This is a genomic window from Amycolatopsis sp. NPDC114478 (genome assembly GCF_055633805.1).
This window is the reverse complement of the sequence record NZ_JBVKDO010000002.1, coordinates 743,343-758,380: the sequence shown is the minus strand read 5'-3', so window position 1 is coordinate 758,380 and position 15,038 is coordinate 743,343. Positions and strand designations below refer to the sequence as shown.

Annotated in this window: 13 protein-coding genes; 8 read left to right on the top strand and 5 right to left on the bottom strand. The window is 71.5% G+C overall.

Annotated elements, in window-relative coordinates; genetic code table 11:
* Positions 1-60: 60 nt before the first annotated feature.
* The 3 genes from ACZ7OH_RS08170 to ACZ7OH_RS08160 form a co-directional block, all read right to left on the bottom strand.
* Complete coding sequence (locus tag ACZ7OH_RS08170) at positions 61-282, bottom strand: hypothetical protein (protein ID WP_400906644.1); 222 nt, start codon at positions 280-282, stop codon at positions 61-63.
* A 201-nt stretch (positions 283-483) separates the two neighbouring features.
* A complete protein-coding gene (locus tag ACZ7OH_RS08165) occupies positions 484-2,055 on the bottom strand; it encodes an acyl-CoA synthetase (RefSeq protein ID WP_470280199.1) in 1,572 nt (523 codons plus the stop codon).
* A gap of 66 nt (positions 2,056-2,121) precedes the next feature.
* Complete coding sequence (locus ACZ7OH_RS08160) at positions 2,122-2,712, bottom strand: hypothetical protein (protein WP_470280198.1); 591 nt, start codon at positions 2,710-2,712, stop codon at positions 2,122-2,124.
* A gap of 56 nt (positions 2,713-2,768) precedes the next feature.
* On the opposite strand from ACZ7OH_RS08160, the gene ACZ7OH_RS08155 reads away from it, so the two are divergent.
* Positions 2,769-3,134, top strand: coding sequence for a DUF488 domain-containing protein (locus ACZ7OH_RS08155; protein ID WP_470280197.1), 366 nt, complete (start codon positions 2,769-2,771; stop codon positions 3,132-3,134).
* A gap of 14 nt (positions 3,135-3,148) precedes the next feature.
* On the opposite strand, the gene ACZ7OH_RS08150 is transcribed toward ACZ7OH_RS08155, so the two are convergent.
* Together ACZ7OH_RS08150 and ACZ7OH_RS08145 are read right to left on the bottom strand one after the other, a co-directional pair.
* Entirely contained in the window at positions 3,149-5,542 is a 2,394-nt protein-coding gene (locus tag ACZ7OH_RS08150; protein ID WP_470280196.1) for a glycoside hydrolase family 2 protein, read from the bottom strand.
* A gap of 78 nt (positions 5,543-5,620) precedes the next feature.
* Positions 5,621-6,655, bottom strand: coding sequence for a LacI family DNA-binding transcriptional regulator (locus ACZ7OH_RS08145; protein WP_470280195.1), 1,035 nt, complete (start codon positions 6,653-6,655; stop codon positions 5,621-5,623).
* 150 nt (positions 6,656-6,805) lie between these two features.
* Between ACZ7OH_RS08145 and ACZ7OH_RS08140 the strand changes: the two genes are divergently transcribed.
* The 7 genes from ACZ7OH_RS08140 (at position 6,806) to ACZ7OH_RS08110 (ending at position 15,035) form a co-directional block, all read left to right on the top strand.
* Positions 6,806-8,323: a sugar ABC transporter ATP-binding protein gene (locus tag ACZ7OH_RS08140; RefSeq protein ID WP_470280194.1), complete on the top strand. Its 1,518-nt coding sequence runs from the start codon at positions 6,806-6,808 to the stop codon at positions 8,321-8,323.
* Complete coding sequence (locus ACZ7OH_RS08135; protein WP_470280193.1) at positions 8,320-9,360, top strand: ABC transporter permease; 1,041 nt, start codon at positions 8,320-8,322, stop codon at positions 9,358-9,360. The genes ACZ7OH_RS08140 and ACZ7OH_RS08135 overlap by 4 nt, the downstream gene beginning before the upstream one ends.
* Entirely contained in the window at positions 9,353-10,360 is a 1,008-nt protein-coding gene (locus ACZ7OH_RS08130) for an ABC transporter permease (protein WP_470280192.1), read from the top strand. Before ACZ7OH_RS08135 ends, ACZ7OH_RS08130 begins: the two co-directional genes overlap by 8 nt.
* Before the next feature lie 5 nt (positions 10,361-10,365).
* Positions 10,366-11,427 carry a rhamnose ABC transporter substrate-binding protein gene (gene rhaS, locus ACZ7OH_RS08125; RefSeq protein WP_470280191.1) on the top strand — a complete coding sequence of 354 codons (1,062 nt, stop codon included), beginning with the start codon at positions 10,366-10,368 and terminating at the stop codon, positions 11,425-11,427.
* A 70-nt stretch (positions 11,428-11,497) separates the two neighbouring features.
* Entirely contained in the window at positions 11,498-11,842 is a 345-nt protein-coding gene (locus tag ACZ7OH_RS08120) for an L-rhamnose mutarotase (protein ID WP_470280190.1), read from the top strand.
* Positions 11,839-13,014: an L-rhamnose isomerase gene (gene rhaI / locus ACZ7OH_RS08115; RefSeq protein ID WP_470280189.1), complete on the top strand. Its 1,176-nt coding sequence runs from the start codon at positions 11,839-11,841 to the stop codon at positions 13,012-13,014. The genes ACZ7OH_RS08120 and rhaI overlap by 4 nt, the downstream gene beginning before the upstream one ends.
* A 2-nt stretch (positions 13,015-13,016) precedes the next feature.
* Entirely contained in the window at positions 13,017-15,035 is a 2,019-nt protein-coding gene (locus ACZ7OH_RS08110) for a bifunctional aldolase/short-chain dehydrogenase (RefSeq protein ID WP_470280188.1), read from the top strand.
* Positions 15,036-15,038: the final 3 nt, after the last annotated feature.

Genomic DNA, 15,038 nt, shown 5'->3' with positions numbered 1-15,038 from the left:
AGGGGAAAGCGTGCGCTGCCGCCGGGGCGGCAACAACCCGCCATGAGTCGGGTTCCGCGTTCAGGCCTGCTGGAGCACGTTCAGCAGGATGAAGAGCAGGACGAGGGCGCCGGCGACCGCGAGCACGGCCGACACGCCGGAGCGGATCATCTCCCCGAAGCCCTTCGCGGTCCGGGCCCGGTAGGCGGAGTAGTTGGCGCGGGCCTCGCGGGCGCTGTGGACGCGGCCGCCGACGAACAGCCCGGCGCCCAGGGCGAGCAGGACGGCGAGAAAAACGGACACTGGAAGATCCTTTCGCGGTTCGGGAACGAGGAACGGCCTCATTACTAGACCCGACGGACGCCGCGCGCCATGGCTTTCGGACATCTCGTTTCCGGGCCGGTCGGCCCTGGTGGGACACCCGGCCCGCGTTCCTCGGAAAGCAGCGGCGGGCAGTCGACGGTATCCGCGGTCTTCCGTGCCGCGCAAGGAGTTTTCGGTGGCTCAGCCCTCGGTCGCGAGTCCTTTGTGTCGTTCCCGCAGTTCCCGCTTGACGATCTTTCCGCTGGGGTTCTTGGGAAGGCGGTCCGCGAACACGACGTACTTGGGGCATTTGTAACCGGCGAGGTGTGCCTTTGCGTGGTCGATCACTTGCACAGCGTCGAGAGTCACGCCTTCCCGCGGCACGACGACGGCCGTCACCGCTTCGATCCAGTGTGGATGTCCGATCCCGAACACGGCGACTTCGGCGACGCCGTCGAGCAGGTACAGCGCCTCTTCGACCTCTCGGCTGGCGACGTTCTCGCCGCCGGTCTTGATCATGTCCTTCTTGCGGTCCACGACGGACAGATAGCCGTCCTCGTCGACGACGCCGAGGTCGCCGGAGTGGAACCAGCCGGCGCGGAACGCTTCGGCGGTTTTCTCTTCGTCGCGGTAGTAGCCGAGGGTGGCGTGCGGGCTCCGGTGCACGATCTCGCCGATCTCGCCCGGCGCCACGGGGTTGTCCTCGTCGTCGACGATCCGCGTCTGGACGTTCAGCGACGCCCGCCCGGCTGACCCGGCCCGCTCCAGCTGTTCGTGCGGGCGCAGGATCGTCGCGAGCGGCGCCATCTCCGTCTGGCCGTAGAAGTTCCACAGCTCGACGTCGGGCAGGCGCCGCCGCAGCTCGCGCAGCACCTCGACCGGCATCGCCGACGCGCCGTAGTAACCCTTCCGCAGACTCGACAGGTCGGTCCGGTCGAAGTTTTCGTGGCGCAGCAAGGAGATCCACACCGTCGGCGGCGCGAAGAGCTTCGTCGCGCGCTCCCGCTCGACGGCGGCGAGCAGCGCGGCCGGGTCCGGGCCGGGCAGGAGCACGCTCGTCGCGCCGAGGTAGACGTCGACGGAGAAGAAGCAGTCCAGCTGGGCGCAGTGGTACAGCGGCAGCGAGTGCACCTCGACGTCGTCGGCGCTCATGCCGCCGTCGATCACGCACGAGACGTACTGCGCGATGAGCGACCGGCTCGACAGCAGCACGCCCTTCGGCCGCGACTCGGTGCCGGAGGTGTACATGATCCGCAGCGGGTCGTCGTCGGCGACGAGGACGTCGGGAGCTTCGGCGTCCCCTTCGGACAGCCAGCCGGTCACGTCTTCCCATTCGCCGCCCCCGCTCTTCGGGATGCGGCCGCGGACGACGTCGCCGAGTGCGGCCAGCTCGAGGGCTTTCGCGGCGGTCGGCTCCAGGGCGTCTTCGGCGATGAACGCTTTGACTTCGGCGTGCCGCAGGATGTAGGCGACTTCGTCGGCGCCGAGCATGAAGTTGACCGGCACGAGCAGCACGCCGAGCTTCGCGGTGGCGAAGGCGAGGACGCCGTACTGGAAGCAGTTGTGGCTCAGCAGCGCGAGCCGGTCGCCCTTGGCCAGGCCGCGGGCGGCGAGGGCGTGGGCGCAGCGGTTGGCGGCGGCCTCGAACTCGGCGAAGGTGAGCTTCGTGGTCCCGTCGACGACGGCGAGCTTGTCCGGCAGCCGCAGCGCGGTGCGGCGCAGCAGGTCGCCGAGGGAGTGCTGCCGGGCGCGGTCGACGAGGTGCTGATCCATCCCGGCAGTCTCGGTCGCGATGGGCGATGCCGCAAGTGTGCCCGGCCCGCCCGGTTCGACGGGCCCTCAGCGGCCGCTGTCGTCGATTTGCACGGGGTATCCGGCGCGCAGCACGGCGATCGTGGCCGGTGGCGTGAGGACCGGGACGGTCCCTGCGCGAGGCAGCTTCTGCTTCCGGCCGTAGCCCGCGGTCGTCCACTCGATGAGGTGGCCGTCGACCTTGAGCTCGGGGTGGTCCCCGCGGAGCACGAAGACGCCGTCCGGGAGCTCGGCCCAGCTCAGGTGGTGCAGGCGTCGGGTGTGGGTGCCGCGGACCAGGCGTTCGGCGTGCAGCCGCCGGTTCATCGCGCCGGCCGACGGGCGGCCAGGCCACGCGTCGCGATAGGCGGTGTACGCGGGACGGCGGCACTCGCCGCACGGCCGGTGCCCGGCGGCGAACGAGACGGCCTCGTCGTGGAAGTACAGGTGGGTGTAGCGGTGGGGCAGCCACTGCTCGCGCCACCGGTCCTTGAAGGCGAGCGCGCAGGTGATCCAGAGGTCGCCGCCGTGGAACCGGACGATCTCGTGGCCGCGGTGCAGCACGCCGCGGTTGCCGGTCCACGCGCCGCGCAGCGGGATGTCGACGATCTCGCCGGCCGGCGTCACGCGGTTGCGCACCGGGGCCCCCGCGTCCTCCGGTGGCGGGGCGCGCGGGCGCACCGCAGAATGCGCGCATGCAGCCGACGGTCGTCCGGGTGGCGCGCCTGGCCGACCCGGCCGGGCCCGCCGACGGCGTCCGCGTGCTCGTGGAACGGCTGTGGCCGCGCGGCACGGCCCGCGCGGCCGTCGTCCTGGACGGCTGGTACCGCGGGCTGGCCCCGTCCGACGAGCTGCGCACCTGGTACGGCCACGATCCCGAGCGGTTCGCGGAGTTCGCCGAGCGCTACCGCGCGGAGCTGCGGGAGCCCGATCGGCTGGCGGCGCTGGAGCGGTTGCGCGAGCTGGCGGCGGGCGGTCCGCTGACGCTGCTGACGGCGAGCGGGTCGCCGAAGATCAGCCAGGCCGCGGTGCTGGCGGAGGTCCTGGCGGCCGAAGCCTGAGCCGGGTGCCCCCGTCACGAGCGTGACCCGCTTTCCGAGCCACTGGCGCTCGTCGTGACCGTCGCGGTGGCCGTGCCCAGGGAGTCGTGCTTCGAGGTCAGCGTCAGCACGCCCGGCGGTCCCGCGAAGGGCCGCAGCCACACCGCCGCCGCCCCGCCGGTCGCCCCGAGGTCCAGCGTCGGGTCGCCGACCAGCTCGCCCGGCCCGGTCAGCGCCAGCGTCACCTGGCCGGTCGCGCCCGCGCGCAGCGTCCCGAACCGGTCCATCGCGGACACGACCACCCGGGTGGCGTCCGCGCCGTCCGCGCGCAGCTGCGTGTCGTCCGGGACGCAGCCCAGCACGTCCCGGCTCCGGTCGCCGCTGAACCGGCGGGACACCACGAGCCGGTCGCCCAGGTAGCCGTCGATCCGCAGCTCGGGCCGCTTCCCGCGCAGTACGACGAGGTCCGCGGCGAACGGCGGGTACCGCAGGTGCGGGAAGTCCGCCCGGCGGCTGCGCGCCTCACCGATCGCGCGGTCGTCGAGGAACAGCAGGAGCCGGTCGCAGTTGGACCAGATCGTCACGCCCCGCCCCGGGCCACCAGGGGACGCCGTGAAGTCCCACGCGAACCCCGGCTCGACGACCGCCCGCGCCAGCGGATCGCCCTGCGAGGCGTAGAACGCCGCGGCGGCCTTGGGGATGCGGAAGAAGTCCGACACCCCGGCGAACTTCGACCCGCCCATGGAGCGCTGCCAGCCCGACGGGTAGTCGAACGCGCACCACGCGAGCAGGCCGCAGTACCGGTCGTCCGCGGCGGCCAGGTCGTGGGCCTTCGCGTGCAGCTCGGCCTGCAGCTGCTGGGCCGCGGCCGGGTCGGTCCGGCGGTAGGCGCGAGCGCCGGCGAGGGTGCCGATCGTCTCGGTGACCAGGTAGGGAACTCCCGTGCGCGGCGGACGCAGCTGAAAGGGCGCGCCGCGGCGGGCCGTGTAGTCGTTGTAGGCGAGCACCTCGACGTCGCTGCCGGCGAACCGCGCGCCCGTCCAGGAGGCCAGCGCGCCGCTCGTCGGCCGGGACGGGTCGAGCTGGTGGGCGAGCCGCCCGGTCCGGCCGTACATCGCCGTCGTGCCGTTGGCCTCGTTCACGCGGGTGCCCCAGACGACGATGCTGGGGTGGTTGCGGTCCCGGGTGATCATGCCCGAGACGTCCCGGAAGTTCTGCTGCTGCCAGGCCGCGTCGCCGATCCGGCCCCAGCCGGGGATCTCCTCCCAGACCAGCAGGCCCAGCTCGTCGCAGGCGTCGAGGAACGCGCTCGACTGCGGGTAGTGCGAGCAGCGGACCATGGTGCAGTTCAGCTCGCGGCGCAGGATCTCGGCGTCGCGCCGCTGGACGCGGTCGGGCATCGCGCCGCCCGCGAACGGGTACCACTGGTGCCGGTTGAGGCCGACCAGCTTGAGGCGGCGGCCGTTGAGGAAGAAGCCGTCCGGGGTGAACTCCGCTTCGCGGAACCCGATCCGCACCACCTGCTGGTCCAGCGCCCGCGGTCCGGATCGGACGGTGACCTCGACGTCGCAGAGCGCGGGGTCCTCGACGTCCCAGAGCCGGACCGCGCCGAGCCCGCCCACGTCGAATTCGACGGTCCGGGTGCCGACCGGCATGGGCGCGACGTCGGTGCTGCCGCGGGCCAGCTCGCGTCCGGCCTGCCGGACCGACGCGGTCACCTGCAGCGGTTCGCCGAGCGCGACCGTCGTGTCCACTTCGCACGTCAGGTGCAGCGACCGGCCCGGCCCCAGGACGTCGACGGGCCGGGCGAAGACGTCGGCCAGCCGGGTCCGCGGCACCGTGCCGATCCCGGCCGGGCGGTAGATGCCGGCCGGCTGGTAGAAGTCGATCGCCGACGGGCCCGCGGAGCTCGGCAGGTTGGGCGGGACGTCGAGCTGCCAGCGGCCGTCGACGACCACGGCGAGGACGTTGTCGCCCACCGTGACCTGCGGCAGCTCGACCTCGAACGGCAGGTAGCCGCCGGCGTGGGTGGCCACGAGCGCGCCGTTGAGGTACACCGCCGCGTTCGTCATGACGCCGTCGAAGCGGGCGCGCTGGCGTCCGGCCGTCATCGCCGCGGTGACGGTGAAGTGCTTGCGGTAGATCCACCGGTCCTGCCAGGACGACGGCTGCCAGCCGGTCCACGACAGCGGCGTCACGCAGTGGGGGAGCTGCACGGGCGAGAGGTCGATCTCCTCGAAGTCGAGGTCGGCGCAGCCGTCCTCGTACCGCCCGAACAGCCAGAAATCGCCCAGCCGCACGGCATCCGGGTCCGGCTCGCCGAGCGCGGCCGACCCGGCGACGGTGCCGACGGCGGCCACCCCGAGCAGCGCGGCCCCGCTCGCGGCGAGGAACCCGCGCCGCGTCAGGCGCGGCTTGTCCTCGGCCATCGTCGACCTCCGTGCTCGGCGTCCTACCCGGGAATCGCTCCCGAGTCCCAAGACGTCACAGACGATAGAACGGTTGGCTCAGCGAAGGGTCGAAGCGCGGACCACCAGTTCGGGGGTGAACACGACCTGCCGGTGCTCGTGGCCCGGTTCGGTCTCCGCCAGCAGCAACTCGGCGGCCGTGCGGCCGAGGCGGCGCCGGGGCTGGCGGACCGACGTCAGCGGCACGGCGGCCGCGGCGGCGAACTCGATGTCGTCGTAGCCGACGATCGCCAAGTCCTGCGGGACGCGCATGCGCAAGTTCGCGCACGTCTGGAGCAGGCCGAGGGCGACCAGGTCGTTGGCGCAGAACGCGGCGGTCGGGCGGATGGACGCCGGCAGCCCGGCCAGCCGCTCGCCCGCGCCGCGGCCGTCGGCGACGGTCAGGGCCGTCGTCGTCAGGTCGACCAAGTGCTCGGGACCGAGCCCGGCCGCCTTCAACGCGCGCAGCGCGCCCAGGCGCCGGTCGCGGACCTGCCCGACCGTCGTGTGGTTGCCGATGAACGCGATCCGGTCATGGCCCTGCTCGACGAGGTGGCGCACGGCGATCTCGCCGCCGTAGACGTCGTCGACGGCGACCGAGCAGTGCGTCGTGCCGCCCGGCGTGCGGTCGACGATCACCACCGGGGTGCCGCGGTGCGCGATCTCGCCCAGCAGCGGGGCGTCCGGGTCGACCGGCGTGATGAGGATGCCCTGCACGCGCTGCTGTTCGAGGCGGCCGAGGTAGGCCGCCTCACGCGACGGCTGGTGCGCGCTGTTGCAGAGGAACAGCGAGAGGTCGCTGGCGTCGGCAGCGTCTTCCATCCCGGCCGCGACGTCGGTGAAGAACGGGTTGCTGCCGTCGAGCATCACGTAGGCCAGCACGCGGCTGCGCCCGGCCCGCAGCTGCCGCGCGGACTCGTTGCGCACGAACCGGAGCTCGGTCATCGCGGCTTCGACCTTCGCGCGCGTCGCGGGGCTGACCCGGTCGGGCCGGTTGAGCACGTTGGACACCGTGCCGAGGGAGACGCCGGCGGCCGCGGCGACGTCCTTCATGCCCGCCGCTCTCGGCTCGGCACCGGACTCCTGGACCGTCATGCGCCCTCCCCTTTGAAACGTAACATCATCACGAACTGCCCGGTCCAGAAGCCGTTTGGCCACGGTTCGGCGGATTCATTGACTTGCTCTCCAACCGCATAGTAGCGTCACCGCGCCAGGTTTGTGAAACCTTTCAATCCGGAGGTCGCGATGACGCGGCAGGAACCGGGCCGGGCCCCTCTGCTGGAGGTGCGCGGCGTGACGAAGTCGTTCGGCGCGGTCGCCGCCGTCGCCGGCGTGAGCTTCGGCCTGCACGCCGGGGAGGCCCACGCGCTGGTCGGGGAGAACGGCGCCGGCAAGTCCACGATCGTGAAGATGCTCGCCGGGGTGCACAAGCCCGACGACGGCACGCTGCTGCTGGACGGCCGGCCGGTGGAGTTCGGCTCGCCCGCCGACGCCAAGGCCGCCGGTATCGCCGTGATCTACCAGGAACCCACGCTGTTCCCGGACCTTTCGGTCGCGGAGAACATCGTGATGGGCCGGCACCCGCGCAAGAGCATGGGCCGGATCGACCGGACGGCGATCCGCGAAGAGGCCGAACGGCTCTTCGCCCGCCTCGGCGTCCGCATCGACCCCGGCCGCCCGGCACGCGGGCTGTCGATCGCCGACCAGCAGATCGTGGAGATCGCGAAGGCGCTCAGCGCCGACGCCCGCGTGCTCGTGATGGACGAGCCGACCGCCGCGCTGAGCCGCGTCGAGGTCGACCGGCTCTTCACCGTCGCCCGGACGCTGCGCGAGGAAGGCGCGGCGATCATGTTCATCTCGCACCGCTTCGAGGAGATCACCGAGCTCTGCCAGCGCGTCACGATCATGCGCGACGGCAAGCACGTCTCCACCGACCTCCTGGAAGACGTCACGGTCGACGACATGGTCAAGCGGATGGTCGGCCGCGACCTCGACGCCCTGTTCCCGAAGCTGGAAGTCGAGCCGGGCGCGGTCGTGCTCGAAGTCGAAGGCCTGGCGCGCGAAGGCGTCTTCCGCGACATCTCCTTCTCGGTGCGCGCGGGGGAGATCGTCGCGTTCGCCGGGCTCGTCGGCTCCGGGCGCTCCGAAGTGGTCCAAGCCGTGTTCGGAGTGGACGAACGGGACGCCGGGGTCGTGAAGATCAGCGGCAAGAAGCTGAAGGCGCACTCGTCGCGGGCCGCGATGGCCGCCGGGATGGCGCTGGTTCCGGAAGACCGGCGTCAGCAGGGCCTGATCATGGACCTCTCGATCGAACGGAACGTGACGCTGCCGCGGTCCCGCGCGCTCTCCAAGCTCGGGTTCCTCACCGGCGCCAGCGAACGGCAGGAAGCCCGGCACTGGACCGAGCGCCTGCGCACCAAGTACCGCCGCCTCGCCGACCCCGTCGGCACGCTTTCGGGCGGCAACCAGCAGAAGGTCGTGCTGGCCAAGTGGCTCGCCATGGCGCCGAAGGTGCTGATCGTGGACGAGCCGACGCGCGGCATCGACGTCGGCACGAAGGCCGAGGTGCACCGGCTGATGTCGGCCCTGGCCGCCGAAGGCGTCGCGATCGTCATGGTGTCCTCGGAGCTGCCGGAGGTGCTCGGCATGGCCGACCGCGTGCTCGTGATGCGCGAGGGCCGGCTCGTCGCCGAGCTTTCGCGCGCCGACGCGACCGAAGACGCCGTCATGTACGCCGCGATGGGGCAGGGAGCCGCCGCATGACCGTCACGAAGGAGGCGCCCGTGACCGGCGATCCGGCCGTCCACGCCGGACGCTCGTGGACCGCGAACGTGTTCAAGGCCCGCGAATCCGGCATCGTCCTCGCCCTGATCGTCCTGGTCGCGTTCACCGCGACGCAGAACTCCCGGTTCCTGTCCGGGCAGAGCATCCGCGACATCCTGCTCGGCACGGCGATCCTGGCGGTGCTCGCCGTCGGCCAGGCGATCGTGATGATCACCCGCAACATCGATCTCTCGGTCGGCTCGGTGCTCGGCCTCGCCGCCTTCGCCGTCGGCTCGCTGATGCGCGACAACCCCGGCCTGCCGGTGATCGTCGCCGTGCTGGCCGGACTCGGCGTCGGCGCGGCCTGCGGGCTGCTCAACGGCGCGCTCGTCCGGTTCGGCCAGGTGCCCGCGCTGGTCGTCACCCTCGGCACGCTCTACGCCTACCGCGGCGTCAGCTACTTCTGGGCGGGCGGCCAGCAGATCAACGCCGACAAGCTGCCCGCGTCCTTCCTGGACTTCGGGACGGCGTCGGTGCTCGGCGTGCCGTGGCTCGTGCTCATCGCGCTGCTCGTCCTGGTCGTCGCCGGGATCGTGCTCCGCAGCTACCCGGCCGGCCGCGAGCTGTACGCGATGGGGTCGAGCCCCCAGGCCGCGCAGCTCGCCGGCATCCGCGTCGGCCGCAACACGACCGCCGCGTTCCTGGTCAGCGGCGCACTCGCCGGACTCGCCGGGGTCCTGTTCGCCGCCCGGTTCGGCACCGTGGACGCGGCCGCCGGCACCGGCTACGAGCTGAACGTCGTCGCGGCGGCCGTCGTCGGCGGCGTCGCGGTGTTCGGCGGCAGCGGCTCGGTGTGGGGCGCCGGCCTCGGCGCGCTGCTGCTCACCGTCATCGGCAGCGCTCTGGCGGTGCTCGACATCAACCAGTTCTGGCAGCAGGCGATCGTCGGCGCGCTGATCCTGCTGGCCATCGGCGCCGACCGGCTCGTCGCGGTCCGGGTCGCCAAGGCACTGAAGAAGAGGGACGCCCATGTCTGACCGACCGAACCCGCTCGGCCGGCTGCTCAGCTGGGACGCCGCCGTCGTGCTCGTGACGGTGATCGTGCTGATCGTCGCTTCGGGCGCCGTCGAGAACTTCGGCACCAGCCGCAACTTCACCTTCCTGCTGCTCGACCTGCTCCCGATCGCGCTGGTCGCGCTGCCGATGACGTTCATCATCGTCACCGGCGAGATCGACCTCTCCGTGGCGAGCACGCTCGGGCTGACGTCCGCGGTGATGGGCTCGCTGTGGGACGCGGGCCTGTCGATCGAGACGATCATCCCGCTCTGCATCGTCCTAGGCGCGGTCCTCGGCGCATTGAACGGCTTCTTCGTCACCGTGCTGAAGCTGCCGTCGCTGGCCGTCACGATCGGCACACTGGCCCTGTACCGCGGGCTGGCCTTCGTTGTGCTGGGAGACGGTGCCGTGGCCGACTTCCCGCGCGACTACACGAGCTGGGTCACCGGGACCATCGGCGACGGCCCGATCCCGAACGTCCTGGTCCCGCTGGCCGTGGTGGCCCTGATCTTCGGCGTCGTGCTGCACGCGACGCCGATCGGCCGCGGCGTGTTCGCGGCCGGCGCGGGCGAGCAGGCGGCCCGGTTCGCCGGGATCCGCACCGGACGGCTCAAGTTCTGGCTGTACGTCGTGGCCGGCGCGGTCGCCGGGCTCGCCGGGGTCCTATGGACCCTGCGCTACTCCAGCGCCCGCGCCGACAACGGCTTCGGCCTCGAACTGGCCGTCGTGGCCGCCGTGCTCCTCGGCGGCGTGTCCATCTTCGGCGGCAAGGGCACGCTGCCCGGCGTGCTCGCCGGGGTGGTCCTGCTGGCGACCCTGCAGAACGCGCTGCGCCTGCAGGACGTCTCGAACGAGGCGCTCAACATCGTGACCGGCGTGCTGCTCATCGTGTCGGTCCTGCTGCCCAACATCGTCTCCTCGGCCCGGACGGCCCTGCGCCGCCGGAGCCGGGCGACTGCTCCGGTATCCCCAGAAAGGTGACGAAGATGTCCCGACGGTTCCTCACCGGCGCAGTGTCGGCCGGGCTGGTGCTCGTGCTGGCCGCCTGCGGCGGCACCACGAAGAACGACAGCGGCGGCTCCGGCGCCCAGCAGTCCACGGCCACGGCGAACCCGAACGCCGCGGCGGCGACCGGCGTCAAGATGGCCTTCCTGCCCAAGCAGCTCAACAACCCCTACAGCGACATCGAGGTCAGCGGCGGCAAGGACGCCCTGGCCGAGTTGAAGGGCGAGTACAAGCTGGTCGGGCCGAACGACGCCAGCGCGTCCTCGCAGGTCAGCTACATCAACACGCTGATCCAGCAGCAGCAGGACGTCATCGGCATCGCCGCGAACGACCCGAACGCCGTGTGCCCGTCGCTGAACCAGGCCCGCAGCGCCGGCATCAAGGTCGTCGCGTTCGACTCCGACGCAGCGAAGGACTGCCGCGACGTCTTCATCAACCAGGCCACCACCCAGGGCATCGGCGAGGCGCTGGCCAAGCAGGCCAAGGACCTCTCCGGCGGCTCGGGCGAGATCGCGGTGCTGTCCGCGACGCCGAACGCCACCAACCAGAACGCCTGGATCGAGGTCCTGAAGAAGGAGCTGGCCAAGCCGGAGTACGCGAACCTCAAGCTGGACAAGATCGCGTACGGCAACGACGACGACCAGAAGTCGTTCCAGGAGGCCCAGGGCCTGCTGCAGTCGTTCCCGAACCTCAAGGTGATCGTCTCGCCGACCACGGTCGGCATCGCGGCCGCCGCGCGGTACGTCAGCTCGTCCAGCTACAAGGGCAAGGTCGCGGTGACCGGCCTGGGCACGCCGAACCAGATGCGCGCCTTCGTCAAGGACGGCACGGTCAAGCAGTTCGCGCTGTGGAACCCGGCCGACATCGGCTACCTCGCCGCCTACGCGGGCGTCGCGCTCAAGTCCGGCCGGATCACCGGCAAGGAGGGCGAGACGTTCAAGGCGGGCAAGCTCGGCGACTACAAGATCGGCGCGAGCGGGGAGATCGTCCTCGGCCCGCCGACGACGTTCGACGCGAACAACATCGACAAGTTCAACTTCTGACGGTTTTCCGCGGCCGGACCGGATCGCCGCCCCGGTCCGGCCGCGGAGCCCACAAAGGACTTCGAAAGCGATGCCCCGTTACTGCTTCTGCCTGCAGGTGAAACCCGAGCGGAAGGCCGAGTACGCGCAGCGGCACCGCGCGGTCTGGCCGGAGATGCGCCGGGCCCTGCACGACACCGGCTGGCGCAACTACTCGCTCTTCCTGCGCGACGACGGTCTCCTCGTCGGCTACGTCGAAGCCGACGACCTCGAGGCCGCCCAGGCCGCGATGGCGAAGACCGCCGTCAACGCGCGCTGGCAGGCGGAGATGGCGGAGTTCTTCACCGGCCTCGGCTCCCGTGCGCCCGACGAAGGTTTCCAGCTGCTCGAAGAGGTCTTCCACCTCGAACCCCCCACCGTCGCGGAAGGACAGTGATCGCCGTGGGCGACTTGACGGCCGTGAAACAGGCCCTGCGGGCCCAGCGCATCGAAACGCCGTCGTGGGCGTACGCGAACTCGGGCACCCGGTTCAAGGTGTTCCCCCAGCCCGGCGTCCCGCGGACGCCCGAAGAGAAGATCGCCGACGCGGCGACCGTGCACCGGTTCACCGGGGTCGCGCCGAGCGTGGCGCTGCACATCCCGTGGGACAAGGTCGACGACTACGGCGCCCTGACGGCGTTCGCGCGCGACCAAGGCGCCGAGATCGGCGCGATCAACACCAACGTGTTCCAGGACGAGGACTACAAGCTCGGCTCGGTCACCAACCCCGACGCCGGCATCCGGCGCAAGGCCACCGACCACCTCCTCGAAGCCATCTCCATCATGGACGCCACGGGCTCGCGCGACCTCAAGCTCTGGTTCTCCGACGGCATCAACTACCCGGGCCAGGACGACATCCGCGACCGGCAGGACCGGCTGGCCGAGGCACTGAAGGAGACCTACGACCGGCTCGGCGGGAACCAGCGGATGCTGCTGGAGTACAAGCTCTTCGAGCCCGCGTTCTACGCCACCGACGTCCCGGACTGGGGCACGTCCTACGCGCACTGCGTCGAGCTGGGGGAGCGGGCGACGGTGTGCATCGACACCGGCCACCACGCGCCCGGCACGAACATCGAGTTCATCGTGGCGTTCCTGCTGCGCGCGGGGAAGCTCGGCGCGTTCGACTTCAACTCGCGCTTCTACGCCGACGACGACCTGATGGTCGGCGCGGCGGACCCGTTCCAGCTGTTCCGGATCATGTACGAGATCGTTCGCGGGGATGCGTTGGATCCTGCATACGGTATTGCGTTCATGCTCGACCAGTGCCACAACATCGAGGCCAAGATCCCGGCGATCATCCGGTCGGTGATGAACGTCCAGGAGGCCACGGCCAAGGCCCTGCTCGTCGACCGGCCCGCGTTGCGCACCGCCCAGCAGGCGGGCGACGTGCTCGCCGCGAACGCCGTGCTGATGGACGCCTACAACACCGACGTCCGGCCGCTGCTGGCCGAGCTGCGCGAGGACGCCGGGCTCGACCCGGACCCGGTCGCGGCCTACCACCGCAGCGGGTACCAGGAGAAGATCGTGGCCGAGCGCGCCGGCGGCACGCAGGCCGGATGGGGAGCATGAGCATGACGGTGCCGGAGCAGCTCATCGCGCGCAGCAACGCGCTCGGGGCCGACCCGCGCAACACCAACTACGCCGGCGGCAACACCTCCGCCAAGGGCGCCGTCACCGACCCGGTGACCGGCGCGCCGACGGAGGTGCTGTGGGTCAAGGGATCCGGCGGCGACCTCGGCACGCTGAAGGAGTCCGGGCTCGCCGTGCTGCGGCTGGACCGGCTGCGGTCGCTGGTGGACGTCTACCCGGGCGTCGAGCGCGAGGACGAGATGGTCGCCGCGTTCGACTACTGCCTGCATGGCAGGGGTGGTGCGGCGCCGTCGATCGACACGGCGATGCACGGTCTCGTGGAGGCCCCGCACGTCGACCACCTGCACCCGGACTCCGGCATCGCGCTGGCCACCGCGGCCGACGGCGCTGCGCTGACGAAGGAGTGCTTCGGCGACCGCGTCGCGTGGGTGGACTGGCGGCGGCCCGGGTTCCAGCTCGGCTTGGACATCGCCGCGGTCAAGGCCGCGAACCCGCAGGCCATCGGCGTCATCCTCGGCGGCCACGGCATCACGGCGTGGGGCGCGACCTCGGAAGAGTGCGAGCGGAACTCCCTCGACATCATCCGGACCGCCGAGGAGTTCCTCGCCTCGCGCGGCGTCGCCGAGCCGTTCGGCCCGGTCGTGCCCGGGTTCGAAGCGCTTCCCGAAACCGAGCGCCACGCACGTGCGGCGGCTTTGGCGCCGGTGGTCCGCGGGCTGGCTTCGACCGACCAGCGGCAGGTCGGCCACTACACCGACAGCGACGTCGTGCTCGAGTTCCTCTCGCGGGAGAAGCTCGCGCCGCTGGCCGCGCTCGGCACGTCGTGCCCGGACCACTTCCTGCGCACCAAGGTCCGTCCCCTGGTGGTCGACCTGCCCGCGACGGCCCCGGTCGACGATGTCCTCGCCCGGCTCAAGGAACTGCATACCGAATACCGTGCGGAGTATGTCGCCTACTACGACCGGCATGCGACCCCGGATTCGCCCGCGATGCGCGGCGCGGACCCGGCGATCGTGCTGGTGCCGGGAGTCGGGATGTTCTCCTTCGGCAAGGACAAGCAGACCGCTCGGGTGGCGGGCGAGTTCTACGTCAACGCCATCAACGTCATGCGCGGCGCGGAAGCCGTCTCGACCTACGCGCCGATTCCGGAGAGCGAGAAGTTCCGGATCGAGTACTGGGCGCTCGAAGAGGCCAAGCTGCAGCGGATGCCGAAGCCCAAACCCCTGGCCGGGCGGATCGCCCTGGTCACGGGCGCGGGTTCGGGCATCGGCAAAGCCATCGCCCAGCGGCTCGCGGCCGAGGGTGCCTGCGTGACGATCGCCGACCTCAACGGCGATGCGGCCGCCGAAGTCGCCGCGGAGATCGGCGGCACCGCCGTCACCGCCGATGTCACCGACGCCGCCGCGGTCCAGGCCGCGGTCGACGCGACCGTACTGGCGTACGGCGGCATCGACCTGGTGGTCAACAACGCCGGGCTGTCCATCTCGAAGCCGCTGCTGGAGACCACCGAACGCGACTGGGACCTGCAGCACGACGTGATGGCGAAGGGCTCGTTCCTGGTCGCGCAAGCCGCGGCGAAGGCCATGGTCGCGCAGGGCATCGGCGGGGACATCGTCTACATCTCGTCGAAGAACTCGGTGTTCGCCGGCCCGAACAACGTCGCTTACGGGGCCGCGAAGGCCGACCAGGCCCACCAGGTCCGTCTCCTGGCCGCCGAGCTGGGCGGGCACGGCATCCGCGTCAACGGCGTCAACCCGGACGGCGTCGTCCAGGGCTCGGGCATCTTCGCCGGCGGCTGGGGCGCCCAGCGCGCCGCGGTCTACGGCGTCGAGGAGTCGAAGCTCGGCGAGTTCTACGCCCAGCGGACCATCCTCAAGCGCGAGGTGCTGCCCGAGCACGTCGCGGCCGCGGTGTTCGCCCTCACCGGCGGCGACCTCACCCACACCACCGGCCTGCACGTGCCGGTGGACGCCGGGGTGGCCGCCGCGTTCCTGCGTTAGGAG

Excerpts from the sequence above, each read along its gene's own strand:
- ACZ7OH_RS08165 (WP_470280199.1), bottom strand. The coding sequence starts at position 2,055 with ATGGATCAGCACCTCGTCGACCGCGCCCGGCAGCACTCCCTCGGCGAC.
- ACZ7OH_RS08110 (WP_470280188.1), top strand. The coding sequence starts at position 13,017 with ATGACGGTGCCGGAGCAGCTCATCGCGCGCAGCAACGCGCTCGGGGCC.
- ACZ7OH_RS08120 (WP_470280190.1), top strand. The coding sequence starts at position 11,498 with ATGCCCCGTTACTGCTTCTGCCTGCAGGTGAAACCCGAGCGGAAGGCC.
- rhaS (WP_470280191.1), top strand. The coding sequence starts at position 10,366 with ATGTCCCGACGGTTCCTCACCGGCGCAGTGTCGGCCGGGCTGGTGCTC.
- ACZ7OH_RS08155 (WP_470280197.1), top strand. The coding sequence starts at position 2,769 with ATGCAGCCGACGGTCGTCCGGGTGGCGCGCCTGGCCGACCCGGCCGGG.
- ACZ7OH_RS08150 (WP_470280196.1), bottom strand. The coding sequence starts at position 5,542 with ATGGCCGAGGACAAGCCGCGCCTGACGCGGCGCGGGTTCCTCGCCGCG.
- ACZ7OH_RS08135 (WP_470280193.1), top strand. The coding sequence starts at position 8,320 with ATGACCGTCACGAAGGAGGCGCCCGTGACCGGCGATCCGGCCGTCCAC.
- ACZ7OH_RS08130 (WP_470280192.1), top strand. The coding sequence starts at position 9,353 with ATGTCTGACCGACCGAACCCGCTCGGCCGGCTGCTCAGCTGGGACGCC.
- ACZ7OH_RS08140 (WP_470280194.1), top strand. The coding sequence starts at position 6,806 with ATGACGCGGCAGGAACCGGGCCGGGCCCCTCTGCTGGAGGTGCGCGGC.
- ACZ7OH_RS08145 (WP_470280195.1), bottom strand. The coding sequence starts at position 6,655 with ATGACGGTCCAGGAGTCCGGTGCCGAGCCGAGAGCGGCGGGCATGAAG.